Below are 23,783 nucleotides of genomic sequence, written 5' to 3'. Positions count from 1 at the left end.
ACTACAAGTTTTTTATAAACAATTAACGCATTAGTACAATGGCAAATCATAAGTCAGCATTAAAGAGAATTAGAAGTAACGAAGCAAAGCGCTTAAGAAATAAATATCAGCATAAAACAACTCGTAATGCTGTTAGAAAATTAAGAGCTACAGAAGATAAGAAGGAAGCAGAAGGAATGTTTTCGACTGTTGTGTCTATGTTAGATAAATTAGCAAAGAACAACATTATTCATAAGAATAAAGCAGCAAATTTAAAGTCTAAATTGGCTAAGCACGTTGCAGCTTTATAAGAGTTTTAAGGTTAGTTAATAGTTAAACGCTTCGGTATGTTACCGAAGCGTTTTTGTTTATAATTATATTTATAATAAATGCCTGTTTTTATACTAAGTTGTTCAACGTAAACAAACAGGTTTTTGTAGATGATAAGGGTGATTTTGCATTTGTTTTACCTATAGAAAGTTAATGAACGAACTGGCTTGATAGCTCTGTTAAAAAAACGAAAGAAGTTTATTGCTGTTTTTACCAATCGTATTTTTTGTGGGCGTCTAGGCGAATGAATATGAAAAGGAGTAAGGTAAAGCCCCATAAAGATGATCCCCCATAGCTAAAAAAGGGTAGGGGAATTCCTACAGTTGGTAATAGTCCTATTACCATACCAATATTAACAATCATATGGAAAAAGAAAATAGAGGCAACACTATAACCGTATATTCTTGCAAATTTGTTTGTTTGTGTTTCTGATAAATAAATAATTCTGTAGAGTAACAACATAAATAGAAAAATTACAAAAGAACTCCCTATAAAGCCCCATTCTTCACCAACAGTACTATATATGTAGTCTGTGTGCTGTTCAGGAACAAAGTTCCCTTGTGTTCTATCTCCTTGTAAAAAACCTTTTCCAGAAAAGCCACCTGAGCTGATGGTTTTTTCAGATTGATAAGAATTGTAACCAATACCTTTATTATCTTGTATTTTACCTAATAGGATATCAAATCGATCTTTTTGATGTTGTTCTAAGATATTGTTATAAGTATAGCTAATTCCTAAAATAAAAAAAATAGCAAAAAGATAGGAACCAATAATTTTTATGATATTGAAACGAAAAAAGCGCTTGTCTTTATAAACTCCATAAAAAACAATAAAAGTGATAAGGAGAAGACAGGAAATGAGAATCCATTTTGCGCCAAAATACACTGTTAATATAAAGAGGATAATAGCGATGGTGCCAAATAAAATATAAGCGAGTGTTAAACCTTCTCTATTTAATACAAAGAAGAACGCAAAGTATATTAAAACAGATCCCATGTCAGGTTGCAGGGCGATAAAAAAAGCAGGTAAAAAGATGATAATAAAAGCTTTGGCTTGGTTTTTTACTAATTTAAGGTTGTACTGCCTGTCACTCATTAATTTTGCCAAAGCCAATGCTGTTAAAGCTTTTGCAAATTCAGAAGGTTGTAAGCCTATGCCTCCAAAGTTATACCAAGAGGTTGCTCCATTAATTTTTTTACCAAATACGAGTACTCCAGCTAGTAGAACTAAAGAGAAAATATACATTAAACTGGAAAACTGTTCGTAAAACTTTGAATTAAAAAAGAGAATAAATATAATTACAGGAATACTGAGTCCTATAAAAATTAATTGCTTACCGTATTTTGTTGAGAAATCAAAAATTTCTCTTGATTCTTCCGAAGAAGATGCGGCATAAATATTTAGCCAACCAAAGCCAACTAATATTATGTATAGTAAAACAAGTAGCCAATCAATTCCTGCAAAAATATTATTTCGTTCTTGTCGCAATAGTATCGCTTTTTTTGATTAATAATTGATTATCATATCTTTCTTGAAGGCTTAAGTGAATCATACGGTCTTCAAGGTATTTTCTCGATATTGATTTGTTTAGGTATTTTTCAATGAGTAAACTTGTAATAGGTGCAGCAATAGTTGATCCAAATCCACCGTTTTCTACAAAAATGGCGATGGCTATTTTAGGGTTGTCTTTCGGAGCAAAAGCTATAAAAATGGAATGATCAGTTAACTGAACTTTCTTTTTATTTACTCTAATAAAGTTTTCAACGGTTCCAGTTTTTCCACATATATCTATCCCTTCAATTTTACTTCGTTTAGCCGTACCTCTGGTAAATGTTTCGTACATGGCTTCAATGGCAATAGGAAAATGTTCTGCTGAAACTGTTGTGTTTCTACGAGTTAAATAGGTAGAATCAAGCTGCGTTTTGTCTTCAATTTTTTTAACGATGTGTGGAGTGAAAAAATAGCCTTTGTTAGCAATGGCTGCCGTCATGTTAGCCAGTTGAATAGGAGTGGTTTCTACTTCGCCTTGACCTATAGCATTTGAAATAGTGGTTGTAGCTCCCCACCTGAAATCATAGCTTCTATCGTAAAAATTTCCAGTTGGAATCCTTCCTTTTTGACCAGAAGGAAGGTCGTAGCCTAAATAATTACCTAAGCCAAAACTTTTAGCATGTTCACTCCAAGCATCAGTACCTATGGTAGGATTTTCGTAATTATCAATAATTTTTCTATAGGTGTTAGCAAAATAAGTATTGCAAGATTTAGCAATGGCAGTTTTTAAACGAACAGGTCTTCCAATAATATTACAGTGACAGCCCATAAAAGCATTGGGACGCTTACCGTAACGATATCCGTGGTGGCAATAAAAGCCAGTATTTTCATCAATAACTCCTTCCTGTAAACCAATTAAGCCAGTAAGTATTTTAAAAGGGGAACCAGGAGCATACATTGCTTGCAAACCTCTATCAAAAGTAGGCATATTGATACTGTCGTTAAAAAGTTTTACTGAATTAGGTGAACGTTGCCTCCCAACTAATAAGTTTGGGTCGTAGGATGGAGCTGTAATAAGAGCTAAAATTTCACCAGTTTGAGGTTCTATAGCAACAATACCTCCTCTTTTTCCAGACATTAATAGTTCTCCGTACTGTTGTAATTCACTATCTATGGTAAGGGTTAAGTCTTTACCAGGCACAGCAAGGGTATCGTACATCCCATTTTTATAGGATCCCGTAATTTTATTTAAGTTGTTTCTTTTAAAGTACTTTCTTCCTTTAACACCTCTTAATTCTTTTTCGTATTGTTTTTCTACACCAAGCTTACCAATTAATTCCCCTTGTTCATAATAATCACTATTCTTAGCTACATATTCGTTAACCTCACTAATAAAGCCTAATACATTGGCCGCAGATTTTACAGGATAGTTTCTAATTATACGTTTTTGTATGTAAAAACCTTTGTACTTTGGTAGTTTTTCTTGTAAGAAAGCATAGTCTTTTTTAGCTAATTGTTTTAAAAATACTGAAGGAAGCCAACGAGCATAACTTTCTGCTTTTTTATAACGCTTTATAAAATCTTCTTTATCGATTTTTAAAAGAGAGCAGAATTCTAAAGTGTCTAAGGGTTCTACTTCTTTAGGAATAATCATTACGTCGTAAGATAATTGATTGGCAACTAAGAGTTTTCCGTTACGATCATAAATATAACCACGTTCGGGGTAGTCGTATTCAATCTTTATGGTAGCACTGTTTGTTAGACTTTGTTCACCACCGCGTATTACTTGTAATTGAAATAACCGAAAAATGTAAACTATTCCAATAAGTGTAATTAAAAATATAAGTAAGAAACTTCGTTTCATGTTAGCTTTTTCCTAAATATAAAACTTCCTAAAAAATACAACAGTAACGTAAAAACACTAGAAAATAGTGTATTGATGAGTACATTTGAAATGTTATAAAAGCTAAAGTTAGTCAAACTAAATAAAATAAAGTGATGAACTAATGTTAAAGTTGCTGTATAATTGAATACTTTATCAAAAGATTCATGTCTTAGATTAAAAAGTAGATAATCTGAAGTTGTTTTTTTAAAAACAGCTTTAAATACAAATAAGCGTATATAAGCCATAAATACAGTAGAAAAGGCATGAATTCCGCCAGAATTAGCAAAAGCATCTACACAGATGCCCATTAAGAAAGCAACTAACAAAAGAGGGAACCTGTTTTCTTTAATAGGGTACAAGAAAATAAAAACGATATATATATAAGGATTTACATATCCTAAAAATAGCACATTGTTAAGAACCAGTACTTGTAATAACAAGAGGAAAACGAATAAGAATATTAAGTACAGCGTTTTATTCATTGTTGTTTTCTACAGCTTTTATTTCTTCTTTATGTAAGTTTGTTATAATGTAAACATGACCTAGGTTAGACATATCATTAAAGAGCTTAACATTTATACTGTTTACAGCAGATAATTCTTCAGGTACTTTTACAACAGTTCCTATTGGAATTCCGTTAGGAAAAATGGTTGATCTTCCACCAGTTATGATAGTATCTCCTTCTTTAAAAATAGCTTGACGTGGAATATCGGTTAATTGGACAATATTATAGTCTTTACCATCCCAAGTTAGGGTTCCGTAATGATTGTTGTTTTTAAATTTAGCGTTGATGTTGCTTTTGGAATTTAAAATAGATTGTACTCTGGCAAATTTGTTGGATACATTATCTGTAATACCAATAATGCCCTTACTATTTATAACCCCCATCTCTTTTGAAACGTTACGACTTTTGCCTCTGTTAATCGTAATAAAATTATCAGCGTTATGGTAAGAGTTTTTAATAACTTTTCCAGAAATATAACTATAATTTTGATCGAGTTTTACGGTGTCTAAAATCTGATTAGTAGCGATACTATCAAGATAGGTGGTGATTTTTTCTAACGTATTTTTCAAGGCTAGGTTTTCTTCAACCAGTATAGCGTTTCTTTCTTTTAAATTGAGGTATTCCGAAATGTTTGATGATTTTTGATATAGTCCACCTGTAATAAAATTAGTAGAACTGATAAACTTACTTTTATGAAAAGAATGGTTGTTAATGATTAATGCAACAGCGATGATTTCTAAAAATAGAAAAAATAAGAAATACTTATACTTCTGTAAGAAATAAATAAGCTGTTGCATAAATAATCATTCAAGTTTATTTGATTAATACAGTTTTGTATTTTTCCAAGTTTTTAAGAGCGATACCTGTTCCTCTAACAACGGCACGTAATGGATCTTCAGCAACATAAACGGGTAAATCTGTTTTTCTAGACAAACGTTTATCCAAGCCTCTAAGCATAGAACCACCACCAGCTAAGTAAATACCTGTATTGTAAATATCGGCAGCCAATTCAGGAGGGGTTTTAGATAGGGTTTCCATTACAGCGTCTTCAATACGTAAAATTGATTTATCTAAAGCTTTTGCAATTTCACGATAAGAAACTTGAATTTGTTTAGGTTTTCCACTTAATAAATCACGACCTTGTACCATCATATCTTCAGGAGGGGTGTCTAAATCTTCTGTAGCAGAACCTATTTGTAACTTTATTTTTTCAGCAGTAGTTTCTCCAACGTATAAATTGTGTTGTGTACGCATGTAATACATAATATCACTGGTAAATAAATCTCCAGCAACTTTTACTGATTGATCACAAACAATGCCCGCTAATGCTATAACAGCAATTTCGGTAGTACCTCCACCTATATCAATAATCATATTTCCTTTAGGTTCCATAATATCAACTCCAACACCAATAGCCGCTGCCATCGGTTCGTAAATCAAATAGATTTCTTTAGCGTTCATATGGCGACCAGAATCAATAACTGCACGCTTTTCAACTTCAGTAATTCCTGAAGGAATACAAATAACCATTCGTAAAGATGGTGGAAATAACCTCTTTTTAATGGCAGGAATTTGCTTTACAAATTCCTTAATCATTTCTTCTGAAGCTTGGAAGTCAGCAATTACACCGTCTTTTAAAGGGCGGATGGTTTTGATATTTTCATGGGTTTTTCCTTGCATCCTACTAGCTTCATGGCCTGTAGCAATAATTTTACCAGTAAGCCTATTTCTAGCAACAATAGAGGGGTTATCAATAACCACCTTACCGTTGTGGATTATAAGTGTATTTGCAGTACCTAAATCTACTGCAATATCTTCTGTCATGAAATCGAAAAAACCCATAAAGATTTCGTTATTTATATTTAATTTTAATGTATTCTCACAAATCTAATAAAAATCTGTGGGTATTTTACACTCCGTATAATTAATGTTTAAAATGTCTAGTTCCAGTAAAAACCATTGCTACCTCATTATCGTTACAATAATCAATGCTTAATTGGTCTTTAATAGATCCCCCTGGTTGAATTACACTTTTTATACCTGCTTTGTCTGCTATTTCTACACAGTCAGGAAAAGGGAAAAAAGCATCACTCGCCATAACAGCCCCAGTTAAGTCAAAGTTGAAGCTAGTAGCTTTTTCAATCGCTTGTCTTAAAGCGTCAACTCTACTTGTTTGACCTGTTCCCCCGGCTAATAGTTGCTTGTCTTTTACTAAAATAATAGTGTTAGACTTGGTGTTTTTACACAGTTTAGATGCAAATAACAAATCCTCTAACTCACTTTCTGAAGGTTTATTGTTAGTAGGGTATGTTAAATCATCTAATTTATCGGTGATATAGTCTTTGTCTTGAACTAAGACTCCGTTTAGAGCTGTTCTTACGGTTTGTTTAGGTAGCTCAATTTCTTTTTGTACTAAAAGTACTCTGTTCTTTTTACCTTTTAAAATTTCTAAAGCATCAGCATCATAAGCAGGAGCAATAACCACTTCACAGAACAATTTGTGAATTTCTTCGGCAGTAGCTTGGTCTATTTTGGTATTTGAAATTAAGATTCCTCCAAATGCAGAAACAGGATCACCAGCTAAGGCATCTACATAGGCCTGGTGAATAGTTTTTCTCTGAGCAAAACCACATGCATTGTTATGCTTTAAAATCGCAAATGTTGGGTCTTCACCTTTAAATTCTGCTATTAAATTAACAGCAGCATCAATATCTAATAAGTTGTTGTAACTCAGCTCTTTTCCATGTAGTTTGTCAAACATAGCCTCTAAATCACCAAAGAAAAATCCTTTTTGATGAGGGTTTTCTCCATAACGTAATACTTTAGAAGTAGTTTCGCTGGCTTTATATACAACTTCATCTTCATTAAAATAGTTGAAAATAGCAGTATCGTAATGCGAAGAAATATTAAAGGCTTTCGCGGCAAACTTTTTTCTATCGTTTAACGAAGTATTTCCGTTGTTTTGAGAAATAATAGTTAAAAATTCCTCGTATTGCTCCATTGATGAAACAATTACAGTGTCTTTAAAATTTTTAGCGGCTGCTCGGATTAGAGAGATTCCACCGATATCAATTTTTTCAATAATATCTTGCTCAGAAGCACCAGAAGCAACAGTTTTTTCAAAAGGATAAAGGTCTACAATTACTAAATCTAATTGAGGAATGTTGTATGTTTCCATTTCGGCAACATCACCTTCATGATCTTGTCTGTTTAGGATACCTCCAAAAACTTTAGGGTGTAAGGTTTTTACCCTTCCTCCTAAAATAGATGGATAAGAAGTCACATCTTCTACTGGTACAACCTCAATACCTAAGTCTTTGATAAACTTTTCTGTACCTCCTGTTGAGTATATAGTAACACCTAATTCGTTAAGCTTGTTTACAATAGGGGCTAATCCGTCTTTGTGAAAAACAGATATTAATGCTGATTTGATAGTTTTTGTATTGTTCATTATTGTTGTGTTGTTAAGCTTGCAAAGCTAGTAAAACAGTAGGCGCTACACAATAATTTTTTTAATTTTTAGGATTGAAAACACCACCAAAAAGAAAACTATTTTGGTGGTGTTTTGTTACAACAAAATTTTTAAAGAAAAAATTACTCTGCCGTTTCTAAAAAATTACGAAACCAGATTGTGAATTTTTCTATTAAAGATTGTTGAGATTCTGAACGAGCATTAGCATTGCCTAATGCTGCATAAGAAGGATGTTCTCTACTGCTCATATTTAAGGGGATTAATGGGGTTGTTAAAAAATCACCTCAAATAAAATAAAAAAAATCTTAATAATCAAGTGATTATACGAAAATTATATAAAATTAGCTACTTTTTTACAAATATACTCTAGTAAGTCTTCATCGTTTTTAGTAAATGGGTTAACCGTATGAGAATCAATATCTATTTGACCGATGTTTTCTCCATTGACAAAAATGGGAATTACTATTTCAGATTTAACCTTCCATCCACATGAAATATAATTGTCTTGCTCACTAACATCTTGTACTACAAAGTTTTCATTGCTAACAGCTACTTGGCCACAAATTCCTTTTCCAAAAGGAATGATTGTATGGTCTGTTGGCTCTCCGTTAAACTGTGCTAGTTTTAACTCCTCTTTGTCTCCATTTTTAAAATAAAAGCCAACCCAATCGTAATAGGAAACTTCTGAAGCCAAATAATCGCAAATTTGTTGTAGTTTTTCTTCTTTTGAAGAGCCATTAGCAACTATGGTGTCTATATTGTTTTTTAGTTCTTGTAAATTCATAAAAGTGTTTTTTATCTTATTCGTAAAGAGTGCATAAAGCTTACAAAAATAGGGGATGTATTGTGATAAAAAATAGATTTTTTAAAATTTTGTATGTTTGCAAGGTATGAGGAAATTTGTTTCTAAAATAATAGCTGTACTTTTAGCGCTGGTCGTACTACTGTCTACATTCTCTTTTAATGTAGAAAAACATTTTTGTGGTGATTTTTTAGTCGCGATTTCTTATGTAGGAAATGTAGCCAGTTGTAATGATGTAGAAGCAGATAGCTGTGAGAGTAAAACTACAGAACCTTCCTGCTGTAAAGACGATGTAGAGCTTATAAAAGGGCAAACACAAATCCAAAAAACGTCTGTTGAAAAAGTAAGCTTTACAAAGACTCCGTTAGCAGTTACTTCATATGTTTTTAACAGTCTGTTATTTCAAGACTTGGAAGAACAATTTATTCCACATAAACAATATGTACCACCTAAGTTATTTTTTGACATACAGGTACTTCACGAAGTCTTTATCATATGATTTACAATTTTTACTTAAAAAATAAGAATTGTATAATATAGTATGATGAAATAAATAATGAAAAGATTTTTTATTGTCAGTATTTCTTTGCTGATTTCTTCATCACTTTTTGCTCAGAAAGAGTTAAAAGGAGTGATAAAAGATAAAAATGGGCCTAAAGATAATTTAGGAGTTTACGGAGCCAATATCCATTGGTTACATACGGAAGTTGGTACTACTACCAACAAAAAAGGAATGTTTAGTATTCCGTATAAAAAAGAGTATAGAAAATTAATAATAAGTTTTGTTGGTTATAAGACAGATACCATAACTGTTAACGATGCCAAACCAGTCAATCACTATTTAACAGAAAGTAATACGTTAAATGAGGTTGCAGTTTCTGCAAAAAAAAGCGCAACTCAACGCTCATATTTACAAACACAAAATTTGGTAACTATTAATAGTGAAGAATTGTTAAAAGCAGCCTGTTGTAACCTGTCTGAAAGCTTTGAAACCAATCCCTCCATTGATGTTAATTTTTCTGATGCGTTAACCGGTACAAAACAACTACAAATGTTAGGATTAACAAGTCCATATTTGTTAATTACCCAAGAAAATATTCCCTCAATTAGAGGAGCAGCGCAAGCATTTGGATTAACATTTACACCTGGAACCTGGGTTGAAAGTATTCAAATAACAAAAGGAGCAGGAAGTGTTGTAAATGGTTTCGAAAGCATTTCGGGGCAAATAAATACGGAGCTAGTAAAACCATCAACCAACCATAAATTTTACCTTAATGCTTATGGAGCAGTAGGAGGTAGGTTTGAATTGAACACACATTTTAATCAAAAAATGAGTAAAAAATGGCAAACTGGTTTATATGTACACGGAAACTATAGAGGAGAAAAGTTTGATAAGAACAAAGACGGCTTTTTAGATAACCCGTTAGCAAAGCAAATCAATCTGATGAATCGTTGGCAGTATACAGATGCTAAAAAAGGCTGGGTAAGTTTTATCAACTTTAGGTATTTAGACGATTCAAAGCAAGTAGGAGAGATTAACTTTAACCCAGAAAAGGATAAAGGTTCTAATACTGTCTGGGGAAGTGAAATTAAAACCAAGCGTTTTGATACATCTTTAAAAATAGGATATGTGTTTCCTGATATGCCATTTCAAAATATGGGATTTCAAGCAGCTTACAGCAATCATAAACAAGATTCGTATTTTGGATTGAGAGACTATAATATTCAGCATCAAAGCTTTTATAGCAATTTTATATTTAGCTCTATTATTGGAGATACTCGTAATAAATTTAAAACAGGTGCTAGCTTTACCTATGATAACTACGAAGAGTTTGTGAGTGCAGGAATGAATTCGAATTTTGATAGAAAAGAAAACTCTGTAGGGGCATTTTTCGAATATGCCTATGATAATGCAGATAATTTAAGTGTTACTGCTGGACTTCGGTTAGATCATCATAATTTGTTAGGAACCTTTGTAACACCTAGGTTGCATATGCGTTATGTTCCTTGGGAAAGAGGCGTGTTAAGAGCTTCTGTAGGAAGAGGAAAACGAAGTGCAAATATTTTTGCGGAGAATCAACAGTTTTTTGCTTCGTCAAGAACAGTTACTATTGAAAATTCAGGAGGAAACATTTATGGATTAGATCCAGAAGTGGCTTGGAATTATGGAGTGTCTTTTTTACAAGGGTATAAACTATTTGGAAGGAAAGGAGATGTGACATTCGATTTTTATCAAACAAATTTTTCAAATCAGGTAGTCGTTGATTGGGAAAATCCGCAAGAGATATCTTTTTATAATTTAGAAGGAAAAAGTATAGCCAATAGTTTTCAGGTAGAAGTTAATCAAAATATTGTTCCGTATTTCAATACTCGATTATCGTATAAGTTTTATGATGTTGCTACAGATTATAAATCTGGAAATTTAGCGAAAGCATTGCAAGCTAAACATCGTTTTTTTGCGAATGCATCCTATGAAACTAAAACAGAAGATAACGATGCTAGTTGGAAGTTTGATGTAACTTATAATTGGATAGGAGAACAACGCTTACCCAATACAAATAACCAGTTGCCGAGGTATTCGGATAGCTATAGCTTGTTAAACACACAAATAACAAAAGTGTTTTCAAAAAAGTTTGAAGTGTATGCTGGGGCTGAAAACATTACAAATTACAAACAAAAGAATCCTTTCTTAGGAAGTGACAATCCGTTTGGAGCAAACTTTGATACTACAATTATATACGCACCAGTTTTTGGGAGTAACTTTTATGTAGGATTACGATTTAAAATAGATTAATTAATAAAATAAAAAATAAAGAAGACATGAAAAATATATTTTTATTAGTAGCAGTTTTACTATTAAGTACATCAGTATTTGCTCAGGATAAGAATGCAAAAGTATCTTTTGAGGTAGATGGTGTTTGCATGATGTGTAAAAAACGTATTGAAAAAGCTGCGTTAAAAACAAAAGGAGTAAAGTTTGCAAAGTGGGATGTAACTACTCATCAACTAAGTTTAATTATTGATGAACGTAAGACCAATATTGAAGCCATTAAAAAAACGATTGCAAGTATAGGGCACGATACGAAAGATTTTAAAGCACCTAAAGAAGCCTATGATCATTTACATGAATGTTGTAAATATCGTGATGAAGAAGTGCAGGAAAATCATAAAAAGGTAAAGAAATAATAAAAAAATCCCGAGTTTATACTCGGGATTTTTATGTTATAACATATGTAATGTGTTAATTTCTTGTTGTGTCAATTCACGCCATCTACCACGAGGTAAATTCTTTTTGGTCAATCCTGCAAAAATAACACGATCTAATTTTTTTACATGGTATCCATAATGTTCAAATATTTTACGAACTATACGGTTTCTACCAGAGTGAATTTCAATACCAACTTCAGTTTTCTTTTCTCCCTCTACATAAGAAACAGCATCAATAAATACTTTTCTTCCTTCAATAATTACATCACCACGTAATTTTTCTAAATCAGCCACAGTTAATTTCTTATCTAAAGAAGCATGGTATAGTTTACGAACGTTATGTTTAGGATGTGTTAGTTTTTTTGCTAATTCGCCGTCGTTCGTAAATAATAATAAACCAGTAGTGTTTCTATCTAACCTACCAACAGGGTAAATACGTTCTCTAGTGGCATTTCCCACTAATTCCATGACCGTTTTACGACCACGATCATCTTCCATAGTAGTAATATGGTTTTTAGGTTTGTTTAATAAAACGTAACGCTTTTGCTCCATTGAGATTAGAGTTCCATCAAAACGAACTTCATCAGTAGGTTGTACTTTATACCCCATTTCTGTAACTAATTTTCCGTTTACAGAAACACTTCCATGTTCAATGTAAGTGTCTGCTTCTCTACGAGAGCAAATTCCAGAATTAGAGATGAATTTGTTCAAACGAATTCCTGTATCCTCAGTTTTTTTCTGAGCAGGTTTATTGCTTTTTGGTTTTCTGAAATCTTTTTTGAATTGATTTTTTCCTTGAGGATTGCTGTTGCGTCCAGCTTGTCGTCCTCTCGACGAGTTTTTTGAATTCATAATTAAATTTTAAAAGGCTGCAAATTTACGGTAATTATTTGGTTTTTAATCTAAAACCTCTACGACTTTATCAACAATTAAAGACTTGTCGATAAATAATAAGCTAAAAACACCAATTAATAACAATACTTTTAAAGTATTATGAGCCAATCGATATTGGTTGTTTTTTGTTGATTTCCAGGTGTAAAAACCAACAAAAATTAAAGTAGCAGCAGCTAGGTAAAAATAGTATTTCATGTACTCAATAGCAGGGTAGTTAAATAAAACTCCAATAGGTACTAAGGTTAATACCATTAATAAAATAATTAGCTTTTTGGTATTGTACTCTCCATATTTAACAGGAAAAGTATTGTAGTTATTAGCGATAGCTCCTTTGATATTTTCTAAATCTTTCATGAGTTCTCGAATCATGATAACCAAAAAAAGAAAGATTGCATGAACAAATATTACTTTTGAAAAGTTTTTATAGTGAACAAATATTACAAAAAAAGGAAGTATAGTTAATACTGTAGCGCTTATCAATCCTATAAACGGATATTTTTTTAATTTATGTGAGTAAAACCAAATACCAAAAATATATACAGAGAAAAACAATGCTGCTCGCCATGATACTAGCCATCCGAAGAAAAAACCAATAAAATTTAATGTAAAATATAAGGTTAGTTTTGTTTCCTGTTTTACGTAAGAATCTAAGCCAGTTTTTATAGGCCTATTAATAATATCGGCTTTTTTATCGTAAAAATTATTGATGATGTATCCAGAAGCAACTACACAAACGGTAGCAATAACTAAATAGAGTAAATGCCAATCAAAAACTACAGGTTTCACTGATTTTGCATCAGAGAAAATAAAAATAGCAGCCAAATATTGTGCTGCTATTAGTACTAGAATGTTATAACCTCTTATGACAGATAAAAGGCTAAATATTTTTAAGAAAAAAGTATTGTTTTTAAATGTACTCATAGTAGCATTTTAAAAGCGATACACTAATTCTAATTTATAATCTTTTAAACTGTTTTTTGCTTTTTCATAATCTTCAGTAAACCCTAAGATGTAACCTCCACCGCCAGAACCACAAAGCTTTAAATAGTAATCGTTGGTTTGTATACCTTTTTCCCATACTTTGTGAAAAGCAGTAGGAATCATAGGTTTAAAGTTGGCTAAAACTACCTTTGATAGTTTTTTTACGTTCCCAAACAACGATTTAACATTTCCTTGTAAAAAGTCTTCAATACATGCATCTGTATGGGTTGCAAACTCTTCACTAATCATTTTTCTAAAACCTTCGTTTTTCATCTTGTTCATAAAGATGTTAACCATAGGTTCAGTTTCACCAATTTGCTCAGAATCTAATAAGAAAACAGCTCCTTTTCCTTCTTTTTGAGAAGGGATTCCTGCTGGTTCAATATGTTCTTTTGAATTGATTAAGATTGGTAAACTTAAATACGAGTTTAAAGGATCTAACCCAGAACTTTTCCCGTGGAAAAAAGATTCCATCAATGAAAAAATTTGTTTTAAGGTTAGAAGCTTGTCTCTCGTTAGGTTTTCTAAAATTGTAATTTTATCATTAGCGTACTTATCGTAAATAGAAGCTACTAAAGCACCAGAACTTCCAACTCCATACCCTTGAGGTATTGAAGAGTCGAAATACATCCCGTTATCAATATCACTTTTCAAAGAAGCTAAATCAAAAGAAACGAGTTCAGAGTTTAAATTTGCTAAATAAGTGTAAAACTTAGCTAAGCTTTGATTTGATTTTTTAGCTTCTCCAGTTATATTTTTTGCAGACTTTAATGCTCCTTTATACGAACTAAAAGGAATGGCTAATCCTTTAGAGTCTTTGATAATTCCGTACTCTCCGAAGAGTAATATTTTTGCGTAAAATAAGGGTCCTTTCATAGGTGTTTTAATTACGATGCAAACATACAAGTAAAACTACTAGTTTACAAACTAGTACACGTTTTTGTAAAAAGTTTTCCAAACGCCCACTTTTTCATTATCGCGGTATTTACCTTTCGTTTCTATTTTACCATTTTTATAAAAAGTTTTCCATATACCTTCTCTTTCACCTTCTTCGTACTTTCCTTCCTCTTTTAACTCACCAGATTCATAATATACCTTTCGAATTCCGTGAAGTTTTCCCTTTTTGTAATTAGCCCTGTGAAAAGGCTTTCCGTTTGCATGGTAATATAGTACTAAACCGTCAAATACTTCTTCGTTAGGTATATTCACTGTGCTAAAACCTTCCATTTGAATCTGTCCGTTTTTGTAATAATCTACAATCCAAAAACCGTTATTCATTCTTTTAGGAGTTGGTCTGTAAAACTCATGTTCTCCTTTTGTTGTTTCATGCCAATTTTTATCGAACCAAATTGTGTCTTGTGCAGTAACAGAATTGGTTATAAAACCAATAAAAAGGGCAATTATTAATGTTGAAGTTCTCATAATAGTTGGGAATTTAGGTTAAAATAGGTCTCGCGCCAAAACCCACACTATCACAAATATAATGATTTTTTTGGCAGTATGCAGCCAAAACATTCTTAATAAATACTTCAATTTCAGACTTTTCTGAGTGAGGGTATAATACGTGTACATTTGCCCCAGCATCTAGTGTAAAACAAACGTTGCTATCGTTCTCTTGTCTGTATTCCCATATTTTATTAATAATTTCTAGCGTGTTTGGTTTCATTAAAATAAAATACGGATTACTAGTTAACATCATTGCGTGGAGTGTTAATGCTTCACTTTCAACGAGGTTAATGAATTTCTTAATGTCTCCATCTTGAAGAATTTTTGATATTTTTTCTAAGTTTTCATTAGCTTGCGTAAAACGATTTTCTGCATACGGATGATGGTGCATTAAATTATGTCCAACCGTACTCGAAACTTGTTTTTCTCCTTTGTCAACTAATAAAATAGCGTCTTGATAATTTTCAAAAATAGGATGAACCGTATAAGGGAATTTTACACCAAATAAATCTGAACTTCCTTCGATCTCAAGGTGATTTCCCCAAACTACCAATGGACCTTCGATACTTCTACTAGCACTTCCAGACCCTAAACGAGCTAAAAAGGAAGCTTTTTGGTTAATGTATTCATTAGTTAAGTTTGGATTTAATTCTTTTTCTAAACTCATTAAACACATGGCAATAGCACTCATTCCGCTTGCAGAAGAAGCGATACCGCTACTATGAGGAAATGAGTTTTCTGATGAAATAACCATGTTATATTCTAAAATATAGGCGCAGTATTTTTGAACTCTTTCAAAGAACTTGGCTATTTTAGGTTTAAAATCATCTTTCTTTTTTCCTTCAAAGTACAACTCGAATTCTACTTGATTTTTAGGCTGTGTCTTTGTGAATTCAATTTTTGTAGTGGTATGGCAATTGTTTAATGTAAAACTTATTGAGGCATTTTTAGGAATTTGTGGTTCACTTTTCCCCCAGTATTTTACCAAAGCTATATTACTAGGTGTTTGCCATGTAACTGTTAAGTTATCTACTTTTTTATCTTGAAATTGGAATATAAAATCTGATGTATTCAACGTGTAAAATTTTGCTGTAAAGATAGAATTTCGCTTACACTTGTGCTAATTTTTGTAAAACAGCTTCTTTATAGCTTCTGCTTATTGAAACGGCCTTTTTACCAATTTCAATATATTCGTTGGTGTATGAAGAAATTTTAGATATTGAAACGATGCATGAACGATGAATTCTTATAAAACAATCACTTGGTAATGTTGCTTCAAAATTACTAATGGTTTCCCTAGTTATTACAGTGTTGTTATTGGTGAAAACTTTAACATAATCTCCTAAACTCTCGATATATAAAATGTCGTTAAAGTTGATTTTAACCATTTTTCTGTCAGCTCTCACAAACATAAAATCCTTATTGTTTTCTTCTTTCTGAGAAGTTTTTAGACTAGCATTAGTAGGATTCGAAACTTTTTGAATAGCTTGTAAAAAGCGATTCAAAGCAATAGGCTTTAATAAATAGTCTATTACATTTAAATTGAAACCTTCAACAGCGTAATCTCTGTAAGCAGTAGTGAAAATTATCTGTGATTTGTTATTGATAATTTTAGCTAAGCTCAATCCGTTAATTTCAGGCATATTAATATCTAAAAAAAATAAATCGATGTGTTTTGTTTGCGCAATTTGTAATGCCTCTACTGCATTTTTACAACTTGAAATTAGCTCTAGGTTAGGAGTTTTCTTTATAAATGACTCGAGAATTTCTCTAGCAATCGGTTCATCATCAACAATGACACAAGTTATTTTAATAGCCATTTTTTAGCGGGATTTTTAATTCGACAATAAATTGATTTTTTATAGAAGAAATAGAAAGTTTTGATAGGTTACCGTAAAGCATTTCCAATCTCTTTTGAATATTTTCTAAGCCAATTCCATTTTTATTTACCTTGTTGTCTATAGAGGTGTTTTTAATATGAAACAATAAAATGTCTTCAGTTGTTTTTAAATTGATATCAACATTTAATACCCCATCAGTTTGTACTCCGTGTTTAAAAGCGTTCTCGACAAAAGGTAATAATAACATAGGGGGAATTTGAATAGTCTCATCGTATAGGGTTTTAGTAAAGTTAACGTACAAACTTTCTTGAAAACGTGTTTTTTCTAATGAAATATAATCATCTATATGTTGAATCTCATTCTTTAAAAGAACAGAGGGTTTGTCCACTTGGTATAAAATATAGTCTAACAAATTAGAGAGCTTTAAAATCATATCAGGAGCTTCTTCCGATTTTTTTAAAGCAAATCCGTATAAGGTATTTAATGTGTTGAATAAAAAATGTGGGTGGATTTGCATTTTTAAAAACTTTAGTTCTTGTTCTTTTAGTTGTAGTTGGGTTTGTAAGAACTTATTTTTTAAGTTTTCGTTTTTTATGTTAGATAGGTAATTGTAAATAATTAAGCTTAAAGAGGTGGCTACTATAACAATAAAGTAAACCCCAATTATAACTAATGGTAAAGACTTCGTTAAGGTCTTCGCGTTGCTTCCTTCTAAAAAAGAAGAAAATACTAAGCCAAAGAAAATAGAGAGCAGAATAGCTGTAAATGATATGATAAAAGTGTAGCAACTGTATATGATAAAAAGAAAATACTTTTTCTTAAGCAGGTAGTTAGGAATTAAATATAAAATAATGAAATAACTTAAGAATATAGTTATAGGCATTAAGTATGCAGAAAAAGCATCTACATAAGCCGTGTTAGAACTTCCATAGCCTAAGAAGTATGTGTAAAAGAAATAAACACCTACCCAAAATATAATATTGAATAAGAAGAATATAAAGCGCTTAGCTATTGATGTAAATCTTTTCATTAAGTTGCAATATCATATTTTTTGAAGAAAGAGATAGGTTTTTGCGGTAAAATCCCTGAAATTGTAGACGAATAACGGTTTTCTGTTATTTGGTTGAAAAAGGACGATAATGTGTAGTTTAAGGGATGAAAAAGGAATGCTATCGATATTATAAAACTCAAAAGAACTATAAGCATAGGTTTGTGTTGTAAATAACTTAAAAAATTAAAATTATGAAATTCTTATTCTCAAACCTTTTGAATGAAGGCGGATCAATGTTTATGTATCCAATATTATTAATGCTATTACTTTGTGTTGCATTACTATTAAAGTTATTCCTGAAGGGTGATAGTACTGGGAAAACAATGAGCTTGCTTAAACATGTAAGTTTGTTTGCTTTAGTTTATGGATTTTTAGGGCTGTTTTTTGGGTTAATTGGTGCGTTTGATAATATTAGTTCAATGCAAGGAGATATAGCAACTCCTGTTTTAGCTGCAGGATTAAAAATAGGGTTGTTAGCCCCATCTTTTGGAATGTTAGTTTTTTTAATCGCTAGATTAGGTATAATTGGGTTAACACTCAAGAAAAAAGAAGCTTAAAAAATCAAATAACTTATTAAATTTAAAAAAATGAAGAAACAACTAATTGTTTTTATAGGATTGGTATGCTCAGTTATTACCTATGGACAACAAGTAAATTTAGATCAACTTTTGTATTCTTTTGAAGCAGAGCATAAGGCAATGGGTACGGTTTCTGTTTTTAAAAACGGAGCCGAGGTATATAATAAGTCATTTGGTAAAGCAAACTTAGCTTTAAATAAAATGGCAGATGAAAATACTATATATAGAATAGGATCTATATCAAAAGTTTTTACAGCTAGTATGGTACTAAAACTTATTGAAGCAAAGAAATTGCAATTAAGTACACCGTTAAGTGCATATTTTTCTGAAATTCCTAACTCAAATGAGATAACGATAAAACATTTGTTAAGTCATCAAAGTGGACTATTTAACATTACCGATGAAGAAGGTTTTGATACTTGGATTCGCAAACCAAGAAATAGAAAAGAGATGATAGGTAAAATTGTAAAAGGAGGATTGGTATTTGAAGTAGGAACACAAACAAGGTATTCAAACTCTAACTTTATACTACTGTCTTATATCGTAGAGGATATAGAAAAGAAACCGTTTGCAAGAGTATTGAAGGAAAGAATTTTTGAGCCCCTTAATTTAGAGAGAACCTCTTTCGGTACCGAATTGAACCCGAATAAAAACGAAGCTTTTTCTTATTATTCAAATAAAAATGTTTGGACTCCAATTTATCAGGAGACAAACTTAAAGTCAACTATGGGCGCTGGAGGGATAGCTTCTACCGCTCAAGAAGTAAATGAATTCTTTAATGCTTTGTTTATGGGACAAATTATTTCAAATGAGATGATAAAAAAAATGACAACACCAGAGAATGAATGGGGGTTAGGAATATCTGTAGTAAACTTTCAAGGTATGATTATTTATGGACATGATGGGGGGATTGATGGATTCCAATCTTTAGCACTCTATCTACCTGTGCAAAAAATATCAATAGCTTTTACATTCAATGCAACTAATGTACCTACAACCCCAACAGCTATTCAAATATTACAAACCTATCTTTCATCAGAAGCAAAGAAATAATGATTATGAAAAAAATTGTAGTATTTTTTATAATGCTTTCATATAGCTTGTTTGGTCAACAAAAAAATAAAGGAGATAGGTTAAGGAGCGAAGGAAGGTTAGATGAGGCAATTAAAGCGTATAAAGAGATATATCAAAAGAATCCAAAAAATCAAGATAATACATATAATCTAGCTTGTGCATATGCTATTCAGTATAAAAAAGATAGTGCTTTTCATTATTTGAATGTAGCGTTAAATAAAGACAATTCTTTATGGGCTTTGGCAGATAATGATTTATATGCTCTTACCTCAGATAAAAGGTGGAGGGTAATAGAAAGACAACAATTAGAAAAATACCAAAAACAAAATGGGAATGTGCAAAAACCAAAGTATGTACTGAAATTATTAAGATTGATAATGAAAGATCAGGCTTTAGATTATCAGTTAGATATGGCTAAGCAGTACTTTATGAAAAATGGTAAAGCACCTCATTGGTATTATCCTATAGCTCAAATGAAAAAAGAGATTGGGAATGGAAACTTTAATAAAATGGAAAAACTAATTTTAGAAAATGGTTGGCCAACATATAGTTCTTTAGGGAAGTTAGCTGCTGATAGCCCACTTCTAATTATAAATCATCATCAAGATGAAGCTGTTAGAGTTAAGTATCTTCCTCAAATAAAAAAAGCTTGTATAAATAAAGAAGGAAGTTGTTTAGAGTATGCAAAAATTCAAGATAGAATTTTGGTGAATACAGGGAAAAAACAGTTGTTTGGAATGCAGTTTCATTATAATGATAAAAGGAAATTAGAACCGTTTCCTATAGAAAACCCTGAATATGTAGATAAAAGGAGAAAAGAAATAGGGTTGGAACCTTTAAAAGAATATTTAAAAAGAAAGATTAATTATACTTGGAGTGTAGCGCAAAAGTAAAACAGTCAATCTAGCTATAAAATACCCGTTTCTATTTTAGAAATGGGTATTTTTGTTTTATGAGAAAAATTAAACTGATTTGGGATTTTAAAGGACCAGATGGTCTTGAAACAGCAAAGCATCACTGTGTCCATCTAAAAGAATTTGCTCAGATTGATAGTTTGCCTTATCATGAAGTAAATTTTGTATCTTTAAACGAAATGCACACTATTGCTTTTATGGTGGTTGATGAAGAATACATGAAAACCTTTAGAGATGCATTAAAACCTCACAGAGGAGAATTAGCATAATATAACACAAAAAATAAATCTATGTTTTTAATTAATGCCTTAGCAAAACCAAAAAAATCTTCTGAACATTACGATGAAGTTATCGGAGCTTACGTAAGCTTGTATATCGATTATAAAGATATTGAAGGAGCTATGCGATTAGCAAAGTTTTACATCAAAAATGAAGACTGGAAAGTAATAGAAATAGAAGATGAATACTTTACATTAGACACGGTAGATGATGTTGAAGAAGATGAGCAAAAAGAACTGTATGAAGAAGCAGTAGAGTATGGGTATTCTATTATTTTTAACTGTTACGAAGAAGAAGGAGAAGACGAAGACTAAAAAATAAGATCATTTCGAACAAAGTATTCTTAAGCCTTTGTTCGAAATGATTTTTATTTATTCAGCAATCGCATTTGCACAAATAAAGCCACCCGTCCAAGCATTTTGAAAGTTGAAGCCACCAGTAACGGCATCAATATTTAATACTTCACCTACAAAAAACAAGTTTTTGTGTTTTTTACTTTCAAAACGTTTAAAGTTAATTTCTTTCAAATCTACACCACCAGCAGTAACAAACTCCTCTTTAAAAGTAGTACGGCCATTTGCATTGAATAATCCTTTTGTCAATTGGTCAGTTAAGTTTTGAAGCTGTTTATTACTTACATCAGCCCAATTCTGACTGTTTTTTATTTCTGAAGCTGCAACCAAACGCTCCCATAATCGGCGAGGAATGTTGTTAAAAGGAGATTTTAAACTAACTTGTTTTTTAGCTTGCGATTTTTTTAACTCTTGTAATGCCGAAAAAACCGAATCGGTATCTTGTCCTAACCAATTTACCAGTACGTTGTATTGATAATTTTTGTCTGCTAATATTCTGGCTCCAAAAGCAGATAATTTTAAAATAGCAGGTCCACTTAACCCCCAGTGCGTAATTAATAAAGGACCAGAGTTTTCTAAATTAGTTCCAACAAGTGTAACTTCCGCATTTGGAACTGATATTCCGCCTAAATCAATAATTCGTTTGTCTTTTATGTTGAAAGTAAATAAAGAAGGAACGGGTTCAATAATCGTATGGTCTAGTGTTTTACATAAATCCCATACTTTTTTACTGCTTCCTGCAGCAACCACTACGAAATCAGCTTCAAAATCTTGATTTTTTGTGTTGATAATCCATTTGTCATTTTGTTGATAAACAGAATTCACACCATGGTTTTTTAACACGCTAATTCCGAGGTTATCAACAGCGTTTTGGAAACAATCTATAATCGCTTGTGAGATGTTCGCTTCTGGAAATACTCGATTATCTTCTTCTATTTTTAAAGGAACTCCGCGATTTTCAAACCACTCAAAAGTATCGCCCGTCATGAATTTATGAAAAGGGCCTAATAATTCTTTTTCGCCTCTTGGGTAGAATTTTGTTAGTTCTTTAGGTTCAAAACAAGCATGCGTAACATTGCAACGACCTCCACCAGAAATTTTTACTTTTTGTAAAACCTCTTTTCCTTTCTCAAGAATAGTAATGTCCAATTCTGGATTGAGTTCTTTTGCATTAATTGCAGTAAAATAACCTGCAGCTCCACCACCAATAATAATAACTTTTTTCATCTTTTTTATATCAGTTCGAGTAATTTTCAGTAGAAATTATATCGAGAACTTTTTTAAATCATCTCGATACAAATTTATTTCATTCTTCAATAAATTCACTCGATGCGACAGGCTTAATTTTATAAAATCATTTCTTTATAGGAAAGGATTGTATTGAATCCTTTTTGTTGAAAATAGCTTGTAGTATCTTCATTTCCTGTAGCTAAAATAAAATCACCACCCCAAGCGCCTAAGCTTTTTATTTCACCAAAATAGTCGGGAAATAATCTTTGTTTTACAGCGTCTTGTTTTATAATTGAACTAATGATTCGTTCATGCTCAATAATGATTTTTTCTAAATTTTTAGAAGTGTTGGCTTTTAAAAATTCTTGAGTTAAATTGTCAATTTCAGGAATTAAGACTTTGGCTTCTTCTTTGTGTTTTTTATAATGCGCAATTCCTTCTCGGCTATTTTGTTTTTGATTCAAATGCACAAAAAACAATTCCTCAGAAAAATGTGGATTGAAATTTACTTCTTCAATATGAGGTTGTTGACTTGGATTACGCTCAGTCATCATTAATCGATATAGAATCGGAGTGTTATGTTTTGCACAAGCGATATCGTAGCCACTTCCAGAAAAAGCATTCCAAAGTAAGGTAAACGGATTTACATTTGCCCAAGTAGCAACATTATTAATTAAAGTTGAAGAACTTCCTAATCCCCAGTTTTGTGGAAAAGTTAAATTGGTTTTTACAATAAAACCATGTTCAGTAGTTAGAAATTCTGGATTCAAACGTTTCGCTTCTAGTAAAATATCACGTAGTGTTTCAGCAATAAATTCAGCACTTCCTTCTTTATCAGAATTAAATGTTGCTGAGGTCAATCGTAGTTTTGGTAAATCAAATGAAGCTTCAAACCAGCATTCTCCAGTATGTGTAAAACTTCCCCAGATAAGTTGTGAATCTTTAATTGGTTCAACAATTAAATCTTGTCCAAACTTAGTAGGAACAGCTAATGATGTTGCACCATTCAAAACAACATATTCTCCAGTCAGTAATAATTTTCCGTTAGAGTAGCTTCGACTACGTTCAGCTACCCATTGGTTTGTATCTTCTTTCATGTTTAAACTAAACCTCTTCTTTTTTGAATTCTATAATGACTTTCGTTTTGACATTCGGAAAGCTTAGGTAGTATTTCATAATTATTATCGATTAAAGCTATCTTTTTAGCTCTAGACCAACCTTGAATTTGTTTTTCTCTATAAAAAGCTTGATGTATTTGTTGGAATTCTTCAACATAAACTAAGCTGATAGGTAATCTTTTTTGAGTGTGGCGAGCACCTTCACCATTTTGGTGTTCGCTAAGTCTTTTTTCTAGATTAATAGTACTACCGGTATAGAAACTTCCGTCTGAGCATTCTAGTATGTAAACAAAACCTTTAGGCATTTAATAATTTTGATGTTAACTGGTGACTGAGCGTAGTCGAATTAATTG

At 31.8% G+C, this 23,783-nt stretch carries 27 protein-coding genes; 9 read left to right on the top strand and 18 right to left on the bottom strand.

The features are described 5' to 3' along the window. Positions 1-38 precede the first annotated feature (38 nt). Positions 39-290 (top strand): 30S ribosomal protein S20, encoded by a 252-nt coding sequence (gene rpsT / locus V1T75_RS09890; protein WP_028891217.1) that lies wholly within the window; start codon positions 39-41, stop codon positions 288-290. A 229-nt stretch (positions 291-519) separates the two neighbouring features. On the opposite strand, the gene rodA is transcribed toward rpsT, so the two are convergent. The 8 genes from rodA to V1T75_RS09850 all read right to left on the bottom strand — a co-directional run bounded on the left by rodA (position 520) and on the right by V1T75_RS09850 (position 8,446). Continuing rightward, complete coding sequence (gene rodA / locus V1T75_RS09885; protein ID WP_330488385.1) at positions 520-1,797, bottom strand: rod shape-determining protein RodA; 1,278 nt, start codon at positions 1,795-1,797, stop codon at positions 520-522. Further along, complete coding sequence (gene mrdA, locus V1T75_RS09880) at positions 1,778-3,664, bottom strand: penicillin-binding protein 2 (RefSeq protein ID WP_330488384.1); 1,887 nt, start codon at positions 3,662-3,664, stop codon at positions 1,778-1,780. Before mrdA ends, rodA begins: the two co-directional genes overlap by 20 nt. After that, positions 3,661-4,167, bottom strand: coding sequence for a rod shape-determining protein MreD (mreD, locus tag V1T75_RS09875; protein WP_330488383.1), 507 nt, complete (start codon positions 4,165-4,167; stop codon positions 3,661-3,663). The genes mrdA and mreD overlap by 4 nt, the downstream gene beginning before the upstream one ends. Next, a complete protein-coding gene (gene mreC / locus V1T75_RS09870; RefSeq protein ID WP_330488382.1) occupies positions 4,160-4,987 on the bottom strand; it encodes a rod shape-determining protein MreC in 828 nt (275 codons plus the stop codon). Before mreC ends, mreD begins: the two co-directional genes overlap by 8 nt. A 16-nt stretch (positions 4,988-5,003) precedes the next feature. After that, entirely contained in the window at positions 5,004-6,032 is a 1,029-nt protein-coding gene (locus V1T75_RS09865; RefSeq protein ID WP_047790403.1) for a rod shape-determining protein, read from the bottom strand. An 82-nt stretch (positions 6,033-6,114) separates the two neighbouring features. Further along, entirely contained in the window at positions 6,115-7,641 is a 1,527-nt protein-coding gene (purH, locus tag V1T75_RS09860) for a bifunctional phosphoribosylaminoimidazolecarboxamide formyltransferase/IMP cyclohydrolase (RefSeq protein WP_330488381.1), read from the bottom strand. A gap of 143 nt (positions 7,642-7,784) precedes the next feature. Next, positions 7,785-7,910, bottom strand: a complete 126-nt coding sequence (locus V1T75_RS09855) for a hypothetical protein (RefSeq protein ID WP_330488380.1) — start codon at positions 7,908-7,910, stop codon at positions 7,785-7,787. A gap of 83 nt (positions 7,911-7,993) precedes the next feature. Next, entirely contained in the window at positions 7,994-8,446 is a 453-nt protein-coding gene (locus V1T75_RS09850) for a GAF domain-containing protein (protein ID WP_330488379.1), read from the bottom strand. Positions 8,447-8,552: 106 nt separating this feature from the next. Between V1T75_RS09850 and V1T75_RS09845 the strand changes: the two genes are divergently transcribed. Genes V1T75_RS09845 through V1T75_RS09835 form a run of 3 tightly spaced genes read left to right on the top strand, consistent with a single transcriptional unit; the run spans position 8,553 to position 11,650 of the window. Continuing rightward, complete coding sequence (locus tag V1T75_RS09845) at positions 8,553-8,963, top strand: HYC_CC_PP family protein (RefSeq protein ID WP_330488378.1); 411 nt, start codon at positions 8,553-8,555, stop codon at positions 8,961-8,963. A gap of 57 nt (positions 8,964-9,020) precedes the next feature. Then, positions 9,021-11,258: a TonB-dependent receptor gene (locus V1T75_RS09840; protein WP_330488377.1), complete on the top strand. Its 2,238-nt coding sequence runs from the start codon at positions 9,021-9,023 to the stop codon at positions 11,256-11,258. 26 nt (positions 11,259-11,284) lie between these two features. Beyond that, a complete protein-coding gene (locus tag V1T75_RS09835; protein ID WP_330488376.1) occupies positions 11,285-11,650 on the top strand; it encodes a heavy-metal-associated domain-containing protein in 366 nt (121 codons plus the stop codon). Positions 11,651-11,686: 36 nt separating this feature from the next. On the opposite strand, the gene V1T75_RS09830 is transcribed toward V1T75_RS09835, so the two are convergent. Genes V1T75_RS09830 through V1T75_RS09800 form a run of 7 tightly spaced genes read right to left on the bottom strand, consistent with a single transcriptional unit; the run spans position 11,687 to position 17,863 of the window. Next, the gene (locus tag V1T75_RS09830) at positions 11,687-12,523 is read right to left on the bottom strand and encodes a pseudouridine synthase (protein ID WP_330488375.1); all 837 of its coding nucleotides are present in this window, start codon (positions 12,521-12,523) and stop codon (positions 11,687-11,689) included. A 45-nt stretch (positions 12,524-12,568) separates the two neighbouring features. Next, complete coding sequence (locus V1T75_RS09825) at positions 12,569-13,486, bottom strand: geranylgeranylglycerol-phosphate geranylgeranyltransferase (RefSeq protein ID WP_330488374.1); 918 nt, start codon at positions 13,484-13,486, stop codon at positions 12,569-12,571. Positions 13,487-13,495: 9 nt separating this feature from the next. Beyond that, the gene (locus V1T75_RS09820; RefSeq protein ID WP_330488373.1) at positions 13,496-14,422 is read right to left on the bottom strand and encodes a mevalonate kinase family protein; all 927 of its coding nucleotides are present in this window, start codon (positions 14,420-14,422) and stop codon (positions 13,496-13,498) included. Between the two features lie 51 nt (positions 14,423-14,473). Further along, positions 14,474-14,968, bottom strand: coding sequence for a toxin-antitoxin system YwqK family antitoxin (locus V1T75_RS09815; RefSeq protein WP_330488372.1), 495 nt, complete (start codon positions 14,966-14,968; stop codon positions 14,474-14,476). Positions 14,969-14,981: 13 nt separating this feature from the next. Continuing rightward, positions 14,982-16,067, bottom strand: coding sequence for a diphosphomevalonate/mevalonate 3,5-bisphosphate decarboxylase family protein (locus V1T75_RS09810; RefSeq protein WP_330488371.1), 1,086 nt, complete (start codon positions 16,065-16,067; stop codon positions 14,982-14,984). Between the two features lie 34 nt (positions 16,068-16,101). After that, positions 16,102-16,812 (bottom strand): LytR/AlgR family response regulator transcription factor, encoded by a 711-nt coding sequence (locus tag V1T75_RS09805; RefSeq protein WP_330488370.1) that lies wholly within the window; start codon positions 16,810-16,812, stop codon positions 16,102-16,104. Then, entirely contained in the window at positions 16,802-17,863 is a 1,062-nt protein-coding gene (locus V1T75_RS09800) for a sensor histidine kinase (RefSeq protein WP_330488369.1), read from the bottom strand. The genes V1T75_RS09805 and V1T75_RS09800 overlap by 11 nt, the downstream gene beginning before the upstream one ends. Positions 17,864-18,075: 212 nt before the next feature. Between V1T75_RS09800 and V1T75_RS09795 the strand changes: the two genes are divergently transcribed. From V1T75_RS09795 to V1T75_RS09775, 5 genes are read left to right on the top strand one after another with little or no spacing between them, the layout of a single operon-like run. Continuing rightward, positions 18,076-18,441, top strand: coding sequence for a hypothetical protein (locus tag V1T75_RS09795; protein ID WP_330488368.1), 366 nt, complete (start codon positions 18,076-18,078; stop codon positions 18,439-18,441). Between the two features lie 30 nt (positions 18,442-18,471). After that, complete coding sequence (locus V1T75_RS09790; protein WP_330488367.1) at positions 18,472-19,515, top strand: serine hydrolase domain-containing protein; 1,044 nt, start codon at positions 18,472-18,474, stop codon at positions 19,513-19,515. A gap of 5 nt (positions 19,516-19,520) precedes the next feature. Then, entirely contained in the window at positions 19,521-20,429 is a 909-nt protein-coding gene (locus tag V1T75_RS09785; RefSeq protein WP_330488366.1) for a DUF6624 domain-containing protein, read from the top strand. Between the two features lie 59 nt (positions 20,430-20,488). Next, the gene (locus V1T75_RS09780; protein ID WP_330488365.1) at positions 20,489-20,719 is read left to right on the top strand and encodes a hypothetical protein; all 231 of its coding nucleotides are present in this window, start codon (positions 20,489-20,491) and stop codon (positions 20,717-20,719) included. Positions 20,720-20,740: 21 nt separating this feature from the next. Continuing rightward, positions 20,741-21,043, top strand: coding sequence for a hypothetical protein (locus V1T75_RS09775; RefSeq protein ID WP_330488364.1), 303 nt, complete (start codon positions 20,741-20,743; stop codon positions 21,041-21,043). Between the two features lie 57 nt (positions 21,044-21,100). Here V1T75_RS09775 and V1T75_RS09770 read toward each other — a convergent pair whose 3' ends face one another. The 3 genes from V1T75_RS09770 to V1T75_RS09760 form a co-directional block, all read right to left on the bottom strand. Next, positions 21,101-22,309 carry an NAD(P)/FAD-dependent oxidoreductase gene (locus V1T75_RS09770; RefSeq protein ID WP_330488363.1) on the bottom strand — a complete coding sequence of 403 codons (1,209 nt, stop codon included), beginning with the start codon at positions 22,307-22,309 and terminating at the stop codon, positions 21,101-21,103. 119 nt (positions 22,310-22,428) lie between these two features. Continuing rightward, positions 22,429-23,409 carry a GYDIA family GHMP kinase gene (locus V1T75_RS09765; protein WP_330488362.1) on the bottom strand — a complete coding sequence of 327 codons (981 nt, stop codon included), beginning with the start codon at positions 23,407-23,409 and terminating at the stop codon, positions 22,429-22,431. 2 nt (positions 23,410-23,411) lie between these two features. Beyond that, complete coding sequence (locus V1T75_RS09760; protein ID WP_330488361.1) at positions 23,412-23,735, bottom strand: GIY-YIG nuclease family protein; 324 nt, start codon at positions 23,733-23,735, stop codon at positions 23,412-23,414. Between the last annotated feature and the right edge of the window lie 48 nt (positions 23,736-23,783).

This window comes from Tenacibaculum sp. FZY0031 (assembly GCF_036350695.1).
GTDB lineage: Bacteria > Bacteroidota > Bacteroidia > Flavobacteriales > Flavobacteriaceae > Polaribacter.
Note: the sequence above shows the minus strand (reverse complement) of the source record. Positions and strands in the feature narration are given on the sequence as shown.

Bases quoted from the DNA above. Each gene is read 5' to 3' on its own strand.
- rpsT (WP_028891217.1), top strand. From the start codon at position 39: ATGGCAAATCATAAGTCAGCATTAAAGAGAATTAGAAGTAACGAAGCA.
- mrdA (WP_330488384.1), bottom strand. From the start codon at position 3,664: ATGAAACGAAGTTTCTTACTTATATTTTTAATTACACTTATTGGAATA.
- mreD (WP_330488383.1), bottom strand. From the start codon at position 4,167: ATGAATAAAACGCTGTACTTAATATTCTTATTCGTTTTCCTCTTGTTA.
- mreC (WP_330488382.1), bottom strand. From the start codon at position 4,987: ATGCAACAGCTTATTTATTTCTTACAGAAGTATAAGTATTTCTTATTT.
- V1T75_RS09865 (WP_047790403.1), bottom strand. From the start codon at position 6,032: ATGGGTTTTTTCGATTTCATGACAGAAGATATTGCAGTAGATTTAGGT.
- purH (WP_330488381.1), bottom strand. From the start codon at position 7,641: ATGAACAATACAAAAACTATCAAATCAGCATTAATATCTGTTTTTCAC.
- V1T75_RS09855 (WP_330488380.1), bottom strand. From the start codon at position 7,910: ATGAGCAGTAGAGAACATCCTTCTTATGCAGCATTAGGCAATGCTAAT.
- V1T75_RS09850 (WP_330488379.1), bottom strand. From the start codon at position 8,446: ATGAATTTACAAGAACTAAAAAACAATATAGACACCATAGTTGCTAAT.
- V1T75_RS09845 (WP_330488378.1), top strand. From the start codon at position 8,553: ATGAGGAAATTTGTTTCTAAAATAATAGCTGTACTTTTAGCGCTGGTC.
- V1T75_RS09840 (WP_330488377.1), top strand. From the start codon at position 9,021: ATGAAAAGATTTTTTATTGTCAGTATTTCTTTGCTGATTTCTTCATCA.
- V1T75_RS09835 (WP_330488376.1), top strand. From the start codon at position 11,285: ATGAAAAATATATTTTTATTAGTAGCAGTTTTACTATTAAGTACATCA.
- V1T75_RS09830 (WP_330488375.1), bottom strand. From the start codon at position 12,523: ATGAATTCAAAAAACTCGTCGAGAGGACGACAAGCTGGACGCAACAGC.
- V1T75_RS09825 (WP_330488374.1), bottom strand. From the start codon at position 13,486: ATGAGTACATTTAAAAACAATACTTTTTTCTTAAAAATATTTAGCCTT.
- V1T75_RS09820 (WP_330488373.1), bottom strand. From the start codon at position 14,422: ATGAAAGGACCCTTATTTTACGCAAAAATATTACTCTTCGGAGAGTAC.
- V1T75_RS09815 (WP_330488372.1), bottom strand. From the start codon at position 14,968: ATGAGAACTTCAACATTAATAATTGCCCTTTTTATTGGTTTTATAACC.
- V1T75_RS09805 (WP_330488370.1), bottom strand. From the start codon at position 16,812: ATGGCTATTAAAATAACTTGTGTCATTGTTGATGATGAACCGATTGCT.
- V1T75_RS09800 (WP_330488369.1), bottom strand. From the start codon at position 17,863: ATGAAAAGATTTACATCAATAGCTAAGCGCTTTATATTCTTCTTATTC.
- V1T75_RS09795 (WP_330488368.1), top strand. From the start codon at position 18,076: ATGAAATTCTTATTCTCAAACCTTTTGAATGAAGGCGGATCAATGTTT.
- V1T75_RS09790 (WP_330488367.1), top strand. From the start codon at position 18,472: ATGAAGAAACAACTAATTGTTTTTATAGGATTGGTATGCTCAGTTATT.
- V1T75_RS09785 (WP_330488366.1), top strand. From the start codon at position 19,521: ATGAAAAAAATTGTAGTATTTTTTATAATGCTTTCATATAGCTTGTTT.
- V1T75_RS09780 (WP_330488365.1), top strand. From the start codon at position 20,489: ATGAGAAAAATTAAACTGATTTGGGATTTTAAAGGACCAGATGGTCTT.
- V1T75_RS09775 (WP_330488364.1), top strand. From the start codon at position 20,741: ATGTTTTTAATTAATGCCTTAGCAAAACCAAAAAAATCTTCTGAACAT.
- V1T75_RS09770 (WP_330488363.1), bottom strand. From the start codon at position 22,309: ATGAAAAAAGTTATTATTATTGGTGGTGGAGCTGCAGGTTATTTTACT.
- V1T75_RS09765 (WP_330488362.1), bottom strand. From the start codon at position 23,409: ATGAAAGAAGATACAAACCAATGGGTAGCTGAACGTAGTCGAAGCTAC.
- V1T75_RS09760 (WP_330488361.1), bottom strand. From the start codon at position 23,735: ATGCCTAAAGGTTTTGTTTACATACTAGAATGCTCAGACGGAAGTTTC.